Below are 12,720 nucleotides of genomic sequence, written 5' to 3' on the forward strand. Positions count from 1 at the left end.
CCATAACGCACCTGAGCCTGTTTGTAGGTGAGCTCGCCTTTTTCAATCTGCTCGACCAGTGCCAGTTTAAAAGTCAGTGAGTAATCGCGCTGTGTTCGTTTCACACCTTGTCCCATCGGGTTCTCCATGTATTGGGGGGAAAGGTGTAAACCATATTCAGGACGGGACATTCATATGAAAAAGGGAAGCCACTTGGCTTCCCTTTTTTGATCCCGTCACCAGTTCAGTGTCCTTGGGTCACTGTCCAAGGTAGCGCAGCAGCCCCGGGTGGTTGCTGTTTTGCAGAATATCCGGCTTTCCCTGCAGGGCGATGCGCCCCTCGTCGACAAACAGCACCTGATCGGCAATCAGCTGGGCATCTTCCGGATTGTGAGAGACCATCAGTACGGTAATGCCCTGCTCGCAGGCGAGGCGGGCCACTTCCGCCAGCATCTCCCGACGCAGGGCGGGATCGAGGGCCGAGAAGGGTTCATCCAGCAGCAGCAGCGGTTTGCCCCGCACCAGCGCACGGGCCAGCCCGACCCGCTGCTGCTGGCCGCCGGAGAGCTGCTCCGGCAGGCGGCTTAGCATCTCGCCGAGGCCAACCCGCGTGGCGGCATCGATCACTTGTGCCCGCTGGGCGGCACTCAGGCGCAGACCCGGGTGAAGGCCGATGGCGATGTTGTCGAACACCGACAGGTGCAGGAACAGGTTGTGATCCTGAAACAGGGTGGTGACTGGTCGCTCGGCCGGGCCCAGCGGCAGCAAATCTTCGCCATCGAAGCTGAGGCAGCCTGACTCCACCGGCACGAAACCGGCGATCATCCCGAGCAGGGTCGATTTACCTGCGCCGCTTGGGCCGATCAGTGCGGTGATCTCTCCCTTGGGCAGGGTCGCGCTGAAGCTGACGCGCCAGTCGGGGTAGCTGGTCACCAGCGTATCAATGTTCAGCATGTTTTCCTCCAAGCCCCCGCTCCACCAGCCAGAACAGGGAGAAACAGAGTGTCAGCAACAGCAGAGCGGTAGCGGCTGCCTCGGTCAATCGATAGCTGCCAAGCTGCTGGTAGAGCAGCCAGGGCAGGGTGGTGAGCTCCTGGCTGCCAAACATGGCTATGGCGCCAAGATCCCCCAACGAGAGGATCATCGACAGTGCCATCGCCAGTGCCAATGGACGGCGCAGCAGCGGCCACTCCACCAGCCGCAGGCGATGCAGGCCGCGTACCCCCAGGCTGTCCGCCAGCCGGTCATACTGGCGCACCACCAGCTGCATGGGGGCGGAGAGGGTGCGCAGCACATAGGGTAGCGCCATCAGGGCGTTGACCAGCACCACCAGCCAGGGGCCGAGGGCGAACACGTCGGCAAAGGGCATAAACAGGATAAATAGACCGGTAGAGAGCACCACAGCCGGGATCATCAGGATCACCGAGCCGCTGGCCTCCCACAGGGCCGCAGCGCGCCGCTGGCGGGTGCGCACCTTGAGGTGACGGCTGGTGAGCAACAGGCCGCTGCCAAGCAGGGTGGCAAGGGTGCCCGCCGCCAGCGCAATCAACAGCGACTGGCCGCTCGCCTGCCACAGCTTGCTGGAAGTGAGCGCGGTGAGCAGGCCGGGGTGAAGGCCTGCCACCACGATGGCAAGCAACGGTGGCAGAAAGATGGCGAGCCCGATACCGAGCGAGAGCAGATCCACCACGGCCGTGCCCGGTTGATGGCGATCCGGCCGCAGGCAGGGGCGACGGGGTGTCACCCTGCTGGCCGGGGTACTCTGCAGCTTGTGCTGCAGGGCGAGCAGGGCGGCGGTCAGGATGAGCTGCACCAGCGCCAGTCCGCCCGCGGTGGCGAGATCGAAGTCAAAGCGCAGGGCCTGATAGACGGCCACCTCCAGGGTGGTGGATTTCGGCCCGCCCCCCAGCGCCAGCACTGTGGTGAAGCTGGTGAAGCAGAGCATAAAGATGAGACTGGCCAGCCCCGGCAATATGCCGCGAATAAGCGGCCACTCCAGCAGCCGGAAGATATGGGATGAGCGCATGCCGAGCTGGCTGGCGAGGCGCCAGCTCGATTCGGGGATGCTCTCTATGCTCTGCAACATCAGGCGTGCCGCCAGCGGCATATTGAAGAAGACGTGGGCCAGCAGAATGCCGAACAGGCCGTAGAGATAGTTGCCGGGATCCAGTCCCAAGCTGCGCAGCAGTTGCGGTAGCCACCCTTGCTTACCGTGTACCGCTACTATGCCGAAGATGGCGATGATGACAGGTAGTACCAGCGAGAGACCAAATAGCTTGATCAGCAGGGTTCGGCCAATGAAACGGCGCCGCGCCAGCGCGCGGGCCACCGGAATGGCCAGCCCGAGACTGAGCAGGGTGGAGAGCAGTGCCTGCCCCAGACTGAAGCCCAGCACATGGCGCAGATAAGGATCTGCGAGCAGGGTGCGGGGGGCCAGCGAACCGGCCTGCCACAGCAGGGCCGCGAGCGGCCCGAGGGACAGCAACAGGATCAACAGGGTGGCTGCACTGCCCGGCAACCACCAGAGGGGACGAGCCTCTAGTTTCAGATAACGGCTCACTGGGTGACGGCTTGCAGCCACTCGCGGATCCACCCTTTGCGATTGGCGGCCACCTCATTGCTGCTGAAGGCCAGCGGCTTGGCTACGGTGATCATCTGCTCGAAGCCCTTGGGCAGCGGCGTGTCGATAACCGGATACATCCAGTTGCCGGTCGGGATTTCCTGCTGGAAGGCGGGGCTCACCATAAATTGCAGGAACTGGTCAGCCAGCTTCTCCTGTTTGGCGCTCTTCAGCTTGGCAGCCACTTCTACCTGACGGTAGTGACCCTCTTCGAAGGCGGCGGCCTGATACTGGGGCTTGTTCTCGGCAATCAGGTGATAGGCCGGAGAGGTGGTGTAGGAGAGCACCATGTCCGCTTCGCCATCGAGGAACATGCCATAAGCCTCTGACCACCCCTTGGTGACGGTGACCGTTTTTTTGGCAAGCTCGGCCCAGGCGGCAGGCGCCTTGTCGCCGTAGACAGACTTCATCCACAGCATCAGCCCCTGCCCCGGGGTGGAGGTGCGGGGATCCTGATAGATCACTTTGAGGTCTGGACGCTCCACCAGCTCTTTCAGGCTCTTGGGCGGCTGCTTGAGTTTGTCCTTGTCATAGACGAAGGCGAAGTAGCCGTAGTCGTAGGGGACGAAGGTGTCATCCTGCCAGCCACCCGGCACCTTGATGCCATCCAGCTTGGCGGGATGGGGGGCGAACAGACCGCTCTGCTTGGCTTCGCTGATGAGGGCATCGTCGAGCCCCAGCACCAGATCGGCCTTGCTGTGGTTGCCCTCCAGCCGCAGCCGGTTGAGGATGGCGACCCCATCTTCGAGGGGAACCAGATTGAGGGTGCAGTCGCACTCTTTCTCGAAGGCCTGTTTGATCTTGGGCCCCGGACCCCACTCGGCAGTGAAAGAGCTGTAGGTGTAGACGGTGAGGGTGTCGGCGGCGAACATATTGGCCGACAGCAGGCCGGTGGTGACCAGCAGCAGGGTCTTCATGGGTGGCACTCCCTATTACTTGTTAATAACGAGGTGCCAGCGGGTGAGGGCGCAAAATATGAGCGCCATGCCTCAAATTCCTCCGCCAGCATTATCTGGATCAGGTACACGGGTATAATCTCAGCGGTAAACCGCACCCCGTTTGAGAAACGAACCGCATTGTATTAACGTTCTTTTGGGTAGACCAGCACAATTGTGCAATACCCATGAGATGACGCCCACCCAACAGAGGATGTTCGCGTGCTTACCAATACCAAGGAAAGGCGTGCCTTTGCGCGCATGGTCATCAATGCTCCGGTCACAGTCTATCAGCAGCAGCTGGTGCTGGAGGGGATCTGCCGGGATCTCAGTGCCAACGGCATGGGGATTGCGGTCTCTGAACACCAGCTCGACATCAATCAGCCCATCCGGATCAGTCTTGCCACCAACAACAACCTGTTGCCTCCCTTTGAAGCCCATGCCCGTATAATCCGGGTGCTGGAGGAGGAGAGCGGGTTGCTGCTGGCGGTAGAGTTTCTGCCTCAAGGTTAATCCTCTCTCCCCATCGGCAGAGGGAGGGGATTAGCCTTTTTCCTGAACCGGCTGCACACTCAACTGCTTGCTATCGACCAGCGTTTTGCTGGTCGATGCTATTTGGCCTGCAGGCAAGGTGGCGGGACCGGTAGGTTCGAGCAGCAGGTAGTTCTGTCCCTGCCAGTTGAGGGTCACATCCCCCGGCTTGGCGGGCAGGTCAACGGCCAGCAGGGCATGGCCGGGGACGAACACCATGGCCTGTTTCAGCTCCGGAAAGAGCTGGGCCAGCATGGCGGCCATCAGGGTTACCTTGCTGTCGCAATCACCCCGGTTCTGCTCCAGTACCTGACGGGGAGATAGAAATCCCTTGCCCTGCCTGCCGTTCAGGCTGTCGAGCTGCTGATAGGGGATGCTCTGGATAAAGGTGAGCATATGGGCCACGGTTTTCTGGCGCGCTTCTGTTTCGGTACTACCCTGCTGTTTGAGTTGATCCGCCAGTGGAGCCAGCCCGCTGCGACTCTCCAGCGCGATGCGCACATGATCTTGCTTCACCGCCAGCTGCCCGTCTGGGGTGTTGAAGTACTGGAAGTAGTGTTTGGTCAGCCACGCCTGCTCCTCTTTGCTCCGCTTGGACTGCAGAAAGGCCATCGCCTCGCGCGCCTTGTCCTGATTGCGGCTTTTCAGATGCAGCTCCAGCGAGGGGCGGGAGAGGGTGAACTGCACCTCGGGGTAGTTCTGGCGCACCTCCCGCAGCAATACCTGCAATACCTCCTCCTGCATTCTGGCCGGGCGATAGGCGATGAGAGGCGGTAACTTGCCCTGTTCGAGCCGGTAGGTGAGCTGTTGGGATTTGCCTTCGCTATCCTGCCAGCCGACGCTGATCTGGCCGAGGCTGTTGTTGAAGCTGGTTTGGCTGGCCCCCGCAGGCAGGGCAAGCAGCAGGGCACAGAGCAGAGGAATTGCCGTCGGTCTCTTCATCATCCTTTCCTGTGGCACGGGCCAGTTCCGGTGGTCCAAAGTGGGAAGCGTCGCGGACAGTAAAACAGGGAGCCGAAGCTCCCTGTTGATTCTACTCGTTTTTTGCAACTGGCTGATTAAATCCAGCTCGGCTGCTTTGCCTCAAAGGCGCTGATGGCGGCCTCGTGCTGCAGGGTCAGGCCGATGGCATCCAAGCCGTTGAGCAGGCAATAACGGCGGAATTCGTCGATCTCGAAACCGAAGCTGAGGCTACCTGCACGTACCTGATTCGCTTCCAGATCCACTTCGATCTGGATGCCCGGCTGGGCGGCGACCAGCTGGAACAGGGCGTCGACCTCCTCCTCCTTCAGACGCACCGGCACCATGCCGTTGTTGATAGCGTTGCCGTAGAAAATATCGGCAAAGCTCGGGGCTATGATGGTCTTGAAACCGTAGTCCGCCAGCGCCCAGGGGGCGTGCTCGCGACTAGACCCGCAGCCGAAGTTCTCGCGAGCCAGCAGGATGCTGGCACCGGCGAATTGCGGTTGGTTGAGCACGAACTCGAGGTTGGGCTGCTGGCCGGCATCGTCCAGAAAGCGCCAGTCGTGGAACAGGTGCTTGCCAAAACCGATGCGGTTTACTTTTTGCAAAAACTGTTTGGGAATGATGGCGTCGGTGTCGACGTTGGCGCTGTCGAGGGGGGCGACGATCCCTTTATGCTGTTTGAATCCGGTCATCGAAATGTCCTCTTACAGTGCGCGAATGTCGGCGAAGCGGCCGGTGACGGCGGCGGCGGCGGCCATGGCCGGGCTGACCAGATGGGTGCGGCCGGCGCGGCCCTGACGCCCTTCGAAGTTGCGGTTGCTGGTGGAGGCGCAGCGCTCTCCCGGTTGCAGGCGGTCGTTGTTCATGGCCAGACACATGGAGCAGCCGGGCAGGCGCCACTCAAAACCGGCCTCGATGAAGATCTTGTCCAGCCCCTCGGCTTCGGCCTGCGCCTTCACCTGCTCGGAACCCGGCACCACCAGCGCCTGCACGCCAGCGGCGACCTTGCGACCGCGGGCGATGGCGGCTGCGGCGCGCAGATCCTCGATGCGGCTGTTGGTGCACGAGCCGATGAACACCTTGTCGATGGCGACATCGGAGAGCTTCTGGCCCGGTTGTAAGTCCATGTAGGCCAGAGCCTTGCGGGCGGACTGCTGCTCCATCAGATCGCTAAAGGATTCCGGCGCCGGAATCGGTTCATTGACGGCAATCACCTGACCCGGGTTGGTGCCCCAGGTGACCTGGGGAGCGATGTCGGCAGCGTCCAGCACTACCTCTGCATCGAAGCGGGCACCTTCGTCGCTCTTGAGGCTCTGCCAGTAGGCGATGGCCTGCTCCAGTACCTCGCCCTTGGGGGCAAACTCCTTGCCACGGATGTAGTCGATGGTGGTCTGGTCGGGGGCAATCATCCCCGCTTTGGCGCCCAGCTCGATGGCCATGTTGCACACCGTCATCCGCCCTTCCATGGTGAGGCCTTCGATGGCCTCGCCGGCGAATTCCACCACATAGCCGGTACCGCCGGCATGGCCGACCTTGCCAATAATGGCCAGCACCACGTCCTTGGCACTGATGCCCTCGGCCAGCTTGCCGTTGACCGAAATGCGCATGGTCTTGGCGCGGCCCTGTTTCAGGGTCTGGGTTGCCATCACATGTTCCACTTCGGAAGTGCCGATGCCGAACGCCAGCGAGCCGAAGGCGCCGTGGGTGGCAGTGTGGGAGTCGCCGCAGACGATGGTGGTGCCGGGCAGGGTGATGCCGAGCTCGGGGCCCATCACATGGACGATCCCCTGATATTTGTGGTTGAGATCGTAGAGGCGAACCCCGAACTCCTTGCAGTTGTCCGCCAGCGTCTCCATCTGGATGCGGGCCATCTCGCCGGAGGCGGCGATGTCCTTGGTGGTGGTGGATACGTTGTGATCCATGGTGGCCCAGGTCAGATCCGGGCGGCGCAGCTGGCGATTCATGGCGCGCAGGCCGTCGAATGCCTGCGGGCTGGTCACTTCATGCACCAGATGGCGGTCGATGTAGATGAGGGGGGTCTCCCCTTCCACTTCCCGTACCACGTGGGCGTCGAATACTTTCTGATAGAGGGTCTTGGCCATTGCTTCTCTCTTCCTTGTTCTCTGTTATGCGGCTCAGATCCGGGCGGCGATCTGGCTACCCATCTCGGACGTGCTCTGCACCGGATGGCGGGCGCTGGCCTGATGCAGGTCGGCGGTGAAGTAACCCTCGGCCAGGGTCTGGGCCACGGCCTGCTCAATGGCTTGGGCGGCAGCCTCCATTCCTAAGCTGTAACGCAGCATCAGGGCGGCGGAGAGGATCTGGGCGATGGGGTTGGCAATCCCTTTGCCGGCGATATCCGGGGCCGAACCACCGGCCGGTTCGAACAGGCCGAAACCTGATTCGTTGAGGCTGGCGGAGGGGAGCAGCCCCATGGAGCCGGTGATCATGGCGCACTCGTCGGAGAGGATGTCACCGAACAGGTTGGAGCAGAGCAGCACATCGAACTGGGACGGGTCCTTGATGAGCTGCATGGTGGCGTTGTCGATATACATATGGTTGAGGGTCACGTCCGGATAGGACTTGGCGACCTCGCTGACCACCTCACGCCACAGGATAGAGGAGGCGAGCACGTTGGCCTTGTCGATGGAGGTGACTTTGCCACGGCGTACACGAGCCGACTCAAAGGCAATCTTGGCGATGCGCTCAATCTCGAAGCGGTGATACACCTCGGTATCGAACGCCTTCTCGCTCGCCCCTTCTCCCTCGCGCCCCTTGGGTTGGCCGAAGTAGATGCCGCCGGTCAGCTCGCGCACGCAGGCGATGTCAAAACCGCGATCCGAGATGTCGGCGCGCAGCGGGGAGAACTGTTCCAGACCGGTATAGATACGAGCCGGACGCAGGTTGCAGAACAGTTTGAAGTGGGCACGCAGGGGCAGCAAGGCGCCACGCTCAGGCTGATCGTTGGGCGGCAGATGCTCCCATTTCGGGCCGCCCACCGAGCCAAACAGCACGGCATCGGCCGCTTCGCAGCCTTTGATCGTGCTTTGCGGCAGCGGGGTACCGTGGTTGTCGATGGCGATGCCGCCCACGTCATGGTTATCATACTCGAAGGCGAGGCCGAACCTGGCCTGCACCTTCTCCAGCACCTTGACGGCTTCGGCCATCACTTCCGGGCCAATGCCGTCACCCGGCAATACTGCGATCCGATAACTGCTCATACACTCTCCATCCTGATATTGTCTTTGAGATCCCTCTGTCCGGTTTCCCCGACGCTGCGCGCGGTTGCCGGTTCAGACGTTCCCCGTCTTGATGTTGTCATTCCATGCCGTCTGTGTGGCAGCGAGTCCTGCTCAGACGGTTTCTGATTTGATGCTGTTATTGCGTTCCATCTGTTCGGCGACCTGATCGGCGCGCCAGATGCTGTTGATCACATGGAGCAGGGCGTGGGCCGAGGATTCGATGATGTCGGTGGCCAGTCCCATGCCGTGGAATTTGCGCCCTTTGTACTCGGCGACGATATCGACCTGACCGAGGGCATCTTCCCCTTCGCCCTTGCTCTTGAGGGCATATTTGTCGATGCGGATCTCATAGCCGGTGATGCGGTTGATGCACTGGTAGACCGCATCCACCGGGCCATTGCCGGTGGCCGCTTCGCAGATCAGATCCTGTCCCACCTTCAATTTGACCGAGGCGGTGGCCAGTACCGAGCTGCCGCTCTGCACCCCGAGGTACTCCAGTTTGAAGTGCTCCGGCTCTTCGTGGATCTGGCTGAAGAAGGCCAGTGCTTCGAGGTCGTAGTCGAACACCTGCCCCTTCTTGTCGGCCAGGGTCAGGAACTTGCCGTAGAGGTGGTCGAGGTCGTAGCTGCTCTCGGCGTAGCCCATAGACTCCATCCGGTGCTTGATGACGTGACGGCCGGAGCGGGAGGTCATGTTGAGGTTGTTCTGGGTCAGGCCAATGCTCTCTGGAGTGATGATTTCGTAGGTATTTTTCGCCTTGAGCACCCCATCCTGATGGATGCCGGAGCTGTGGGAGAAGGCGTTGGCACCGACGATCGCCTTGTTGGGTTGCACCGGCATGTTGCAGAGCTGGCTGACCAGCGTGCTGGTGCGATGAATTTCGCTGTGGCGGATATTGGTTTGTACCCCGAGCAGGTCGGCGCGGGTTTTGAGGATCATAGCCACCTCTTCCAGCGAGCAGTTGCCCGCCCGTTCGCCGATGCCGTTGATGGTGCACTCGATCTGGCGTGCCCCCATCTGCACCGCGCCGATGGAGTTGGCCACCGAGAGCCCCAGATCGTCGTGGCAGTGGACCGAGATGATGGCCTTGTCGATGTTGGGCACCCGGTTGAACAGGGTGTGGATGATGCCGGAGAACTCGGTCGGTACCGTATAGCCCACGGTATCGGGGATATTGATGGTGCGGGCCCCCGCCTTGATGGCGGCCTCCACCATGCGGCAGAGATTATCGATCGGCGTGCGGCCCGCATCCTCGCAGGAGAACTCCACGTCATCGGTGTAGCGCAAGGCGTGCTTGATGGCGCCGACTCCCATCTCCAGCACGTCTTCGAAGCTCTTTTTCAGCTTGCTCTCCACGTGGATGGAGGAGGTGGAGATGAAGGTATGGATGCGAAACGCCTCGGCGACCCGCAAGGCTTCGCCGGCGGCGTCGATATCCTTGGGCAGGGCGCGGGCGAGGGCGCAGACCCGGCTGTTTTTGATGTGGCGGGCGATGGTCTGCACCGATTGAAAATCGCCGGGAGAGGAGACCGGGAAGCCCACCTCCATGACGTCGACACCGAGCCGCTCCAGCGCCTGGGCGATCTGCAGCTTCTCCTTGACTGTCAAACTGGCCGCCAGGGCCTGCTCACCATCACGCAAGGTGGTGTCGAATATGATGACCCGATCTGACATGTGACTTCCCTCTTCCTAAGTTCGGTAACGTGCATCCTGCTGCGGCATAAAAAAACCCGTGCAGGGTGCACGGGTTTTTGTAAATTCCGGCTATGCCTTAGCCCGGCTACAAGGATCCCGCGCGAGTTAACGCGATTAGGGAGATTAGTAGTAGCGGGGTGGCAATACGCATGACGTTGTTATTCCTTCCAGTCGATAACGCTTTTACCAATATCGAGATTTTTATGCTGTGTCAACACGGAAGGTCAGGGGCAATCTGCTGACGTATTTAATCGGATTGTAAAGGATTGCAAATTTCCTTGTCCCATATTCGGCCCATGACCGATTATCTGGTCATTCCTGCTGTGCTCTATTCTCTGCACAACCAGATCGACTTATCAGCATTGGCTGAATTATCTGAGGTGTTAAATGGAAAAACGTAGACCTGGTCGTCCGGTCGGACGTTCTGACATTCGTGACAAGTTGCTTGCTGCCGCCCGTGAGCGTTTTCTCAATACTCCCTATAGCAAGGTGACTACACGCGAAATCGCGGAGCTTGCTGGCTCCAATCTGGCAATGATCCACTACTACTTCGGCAGTAAAGAGGGTCTTTACAAAGCGGTGTTGGGCGATGTGGCCGAACCCCTCGACCATGCCTGGCAAGATGAACACAGCAATCACAGCCTCAACGAGCTGCTCAACACCTACTATCAGGTGATGGCGCCCAACAGCGAGCTGACCTCTGCCATCTCCAGCGCATTGTCGACCGAGAAGAGCCCGGGCCGGGATTTTGTGCTGAACCGCCTGCTGGAACGTCAGCTGCCGCAGTTCGATGCCCTGCTGGAAACCATGAAGTCCAACGGTGAGCTGGGTGACAACTTGGATCCCGACATGCTGAAGATCTCCTTCCTCAGCATGATGTGGCAGCCATTCGTGATGAAAGATCTCTACGAGCAGGTGTTTGGCCTGAAAGTGGATGAGCACTTCATGGCCCGTCTGGCGGACCACAATTGCCGTCTGATGGAGACCGGCCTGCGCGGCAGCCACTGATTTTGCCGTAACATCGAGATTAAAAAGGGCCATTCGGCCCTTTTTTCATAAATCTGTTATCCCTTGTTCAACGTAACGTCATCCCGCTTTCTTACTCTGCAAGCAGAATTCAGGGAAGGAGGGGATATGAACAAGATCCAGCAATGGGACCTGCAGGTGTGCCGGGTCTGCCTGCTTCACGGCTACAACCGGCAGCAGGCGAGGGTGAGTCGTCTCATTTCCCGCACCGGCGATGGCCCGCTTTACGCCGTGCTGGCCGCCCTGCTCTGGTGGCAGGGGGAGGCAGAGCGGGAGCTGGTGCGACTGGCGCTGCTCGCCTTCGCCATCGAACTGCCCCTCTATCTGCTGCTGAAAAACAGCCTGAAACGGCAACGGCCGGTCGGCTTGCCGGTCTTTATCACCCCCTCCGATCGTTACAGTCTCCCCTCCGGCCACACCGCCGCCGCTTTTCTGATGGCCACCATACTGGCCACCGGCTTTCCGCTCTGGGCGCCCCTGCTGTTTGGCTGGGCGGCGCTGGTGGGGGCATCCCGGTTGCTGCTCGGGGTACACTACCTGAGCGATCTGGTTGCCGGTGCCCTGCTGGGTGGCGGTTGCGCCGTGCTGGCGCTCGGCTGGAGCCACTCATGAGGATACTGTTTGGGGTGCAAGGCACCGGCAACGGCCATATCAGTCGCAGTCGCACCCTGGCGCGGGCGCTGCGCACAGCAGGGGTCGAGGTGGATTATCTCTTTAGCGGTCGCCCCGCCGACCGCTATTTCGACATGGAGGAGTTTGGCGCATACCGTGCCTTTCCCGGCCTCACTTTTGTGAGTCACGAGGGGCGAGTTTCTCCGTGGCGCACCCTGCAAGCCGCCTCGCCGCTCACCTTCTGGCGGGATCTGCGGTCTCTCGATTGCAGCGAATACGATCTGGTGGTGAGCGATTTTGAGCCACTCACCGCCCACGCTGCCCGCCGCTATGGCAAGCCGAGCCTCACCGTCAGTCATCAGGCCAGCTTCAACTGGCCCATCCCGCGTTGGGGGGAGGATGGGGTCAGCCGCCAGCTGATGCGCCACTTTGCTCCTGTGGATCAGCCGCTCGGGCTGCACTGGTTTCACTTCGGTCACCCCTTGCTGCCGCCGGTAATCGACCCTATCGCCGCTGCGCCGGATAACGGCGAGATCCTGGTCTATCTGCCGTTCGAGCAGACCGAGGCGATCGCCGCCCTGTTGTCGCGCTTTGGTCAGCAGCGCTTCGTCTGCTTTCACCCCGCCATTCGCACCCCGAGCCAATGGCGTAACCTGCGCTTCGAACCGCCGTCACGGCACGGATTTATCGCCGTGTTGGCCGGTTGTCGCGGCGTTATATCCAACGCGGGTTTCGAGCTGGCTTCCGAGGCGCTCACCCTCGGCAAGAAGCTGTTGGTCAAACCCCTCGGCGGCCAGTTCGAACAGCTGACCAATGGCAAGACGCTCGAGATGATGGGGCTGGCGACCCTGATGGATGTGCTCGATGCCAATCTGGTGCGTACCTGGCTCGACAGCGCCTCGCCCGGGGCGGTCTGTTACCCCGATGTAGCAGGGGAGCTGGCCCGCTGGCTGGCGGCGGGCGCTGACGAGAGCGTGGCCTCTCTGTCGCGGCGGCTCTGGGCGCGCACCCTGTTTCCGGAGGAGGTGAGTGATCGCCTGAGCGAGCTGGATGGGGGCGACTGTTTATCCTGTTGCTGGTTATCGCAAGTGAGCGTTGTTGACTAGACTGAAAG

The 12,720-nt window shown here is 61.0% G+C and carries 12 protein-coding genes and 1 riboswitch; of the genes, 4 read left to right on the forward strand and 8 right to left on the reverse strand.

Annotated elements, in window-relative coordinates:
* Positions 1-237 precede the first annotated feature (237 nt).
* From thiQ to thiB, 3 genes are read right to left on the reverse strand one after another with little or no spacing between them, the layout of a single operon-like run.
* Positions 238-933, reverse strand: a complete 696-nt coding sequence (gene thiQ / locus G5179_RS13125) for a thiamine ABC transporter ATP-binding protein (protein WP_421258520.1) — start codon at positions 931-933, stop codon at positions 238-240.
* Positions 920-2,539 carry a thiamine/thiamine pyrophosphate ABC transporter permease gene (gene thiP / locus G5179_RS13130; protein ID WP_421258544.1) on the reverse strand — a complete coding sequence of 540 codons (1,620 nt, stop codon included), beginning with the start codon at positions 2,537-2,539 and terminating at the stop codon, positions 920-922. The genes thiQ and thiP overlap by 14 nt, the downstream gene beginning before the upstream one ends.
* Positions 2,536-3,516, reverse strand: coding sequence for a thiamine ABC transporter substrate binding subunit (gene thiB, locus G5179_RS13135; protein ID WP_421258521.1), 981 nt, complete (start codon positions 3,514-3,516; stop codon positions 2,536-2,538). The genes thiP and thiB overlap by 4 nt, the downstream gene beginning before the upstream one ends.
* 60 nt (positions 3,517-3,576) lie before the next feature.
* Positions 3,577-3,667, reverse strand: a riboswitch (TPP riboswitch).
* An 89-nt stretch (positions 3,668-3,756) separates the two neighbouring features.
* Here thiB and G5179_RS13140 point away from each other — a divergent pair.
* Positions 3,757-4,047: a PilZ domain-containing protein gene (locus tag G5179_RS13140; protein ID WP_005339160.1), complete on the forward strand. Its 291-nt coding sequence runs from the start codon at positions 3,757-3,759 to the stop codon at positions 4,045-4,047.
* Between the two features lie 30 nt (positions 4,048-4,077).
* Here the strand turns inward: G5179_RS13140 and G5179_RS13145 are convergent, their stop codons facing one another.
* The 5 genes from G5179_RS13145 to leuA all read right to left on the reverse strand — a co-directional run bounded on the left by G5179_RS13145 (position 4,078) and on the right by leuA (position 9,947).
* Positions 4,078-5,007: a transglutaminase domain-containing protein gene (locus G5179_RS13145; protein ID WP_319919829.1), complete on the reverse strand. Its 930-nt coding sequence runs from the start codon at positions 5,005-5,007 to the stop codon at positions 4,078-4,080.
* Between the two features lie 116 nt (positions 5,008-5,123).
* Complete coding sequence (gene leuD, locus G5179_RS13150) at positions 5,124-5,723, reverse strand: 3-isopropylmalate dehydratase small subunit (protein WP_201989577.1); 600 nt, start codon at positions 5,721-5,723, stop codon at positions 5,124-5,126.
* Positions 5,724-5,735: 12 nt separating this feature from the next.
* Entirely contained in the window at positions 5,736-7,133 is a 1,398-nt protein-coding gene (gene leuC, locus G5179_RS13155) for a 3-isopropylmalate dehydratase large subunit (RefSeq protein WP_128836506.1), read from the reverse strand.
* 33 nt (positions 7,134-7,166) lie between these two features.
* Positions 7,167-8,252, reverse strand: coding sequence for a 3-isopropylmalate dehydrogenase (gene leuB / locus G5179_RS13160; protein ID WP_421258522.1), 1,086 nt, complete (start codon positions 8,250-8,252; stop codon positions 7,167-7,169).
* Between the two features lie 132 nt (positions 8,253-8,384).
* Positions 8,385-9,947, reverse strand: a complete 1,563-nt coding sequence (leuA, locus tag G5179_RS13165; RefSeq protein WP_058057212.1) for a 2-isopropylmalate synthase — start codon at positions 9,945-9,947, stop codon at positions 8,385-8,387.
* Positions 9,948-10,355: 408 nt separating this feature from the next.
* Between leuA and G5179_RS13170 the strand changes: the two genes are divergently transcribed.
* From G5179_RS13170 to G5179_RS13180, 3 genes are all read left to right on the forward strand, one after another.
* On the forward strand, positions 10,356-10,976 hold the full coding sequence (locus G5179_RS13170) for a TetR/AcrR family transcriptional regulator (RefSeq protein ID WP_005349170.1): 621 nt from the start codon (positions 10,356-10,358) through the stop codon (positions 10,974-10,976).
* Between the two features lie 126 nt (positions 10,977-11,102).
* Positions 11,103-11,606, forward strand: a complete 504-nt coding sequence (locus tag G5179_RS13175) for a phosphatase PAP2 family protein (RefSeq protein ID WP_005339149.1) — start codon at positions 11,103-11,105, stop codon at positions 11,604-11,606.
* Entirely contained in the window at positions 11,603-12,712 is a 1,110-nt protein-coding gene (locus tag G5179_RS13180) for an MJ1255/VC2487 family glycosyltransferase (protein ID WP_201906612.1), read from the forward strand. Before G5179_RS13175 ends, G5179_RS13180 begins: the two co-directional genes overlap by 4 nt.
* Positions 12,713-12,720: the final 8 nt, after the last annotated feature.

This window comes from Aeromonas sp. 600886, assembly GCF_049174935.1.
Taxonomy (GTDB): domain Bacteria; phylum Pseudomonadota; class Gammaproteobacteria; order Enterobacterales; family Aeromonadaceae; genus Aeromonas; species Aeromonas veronii_A.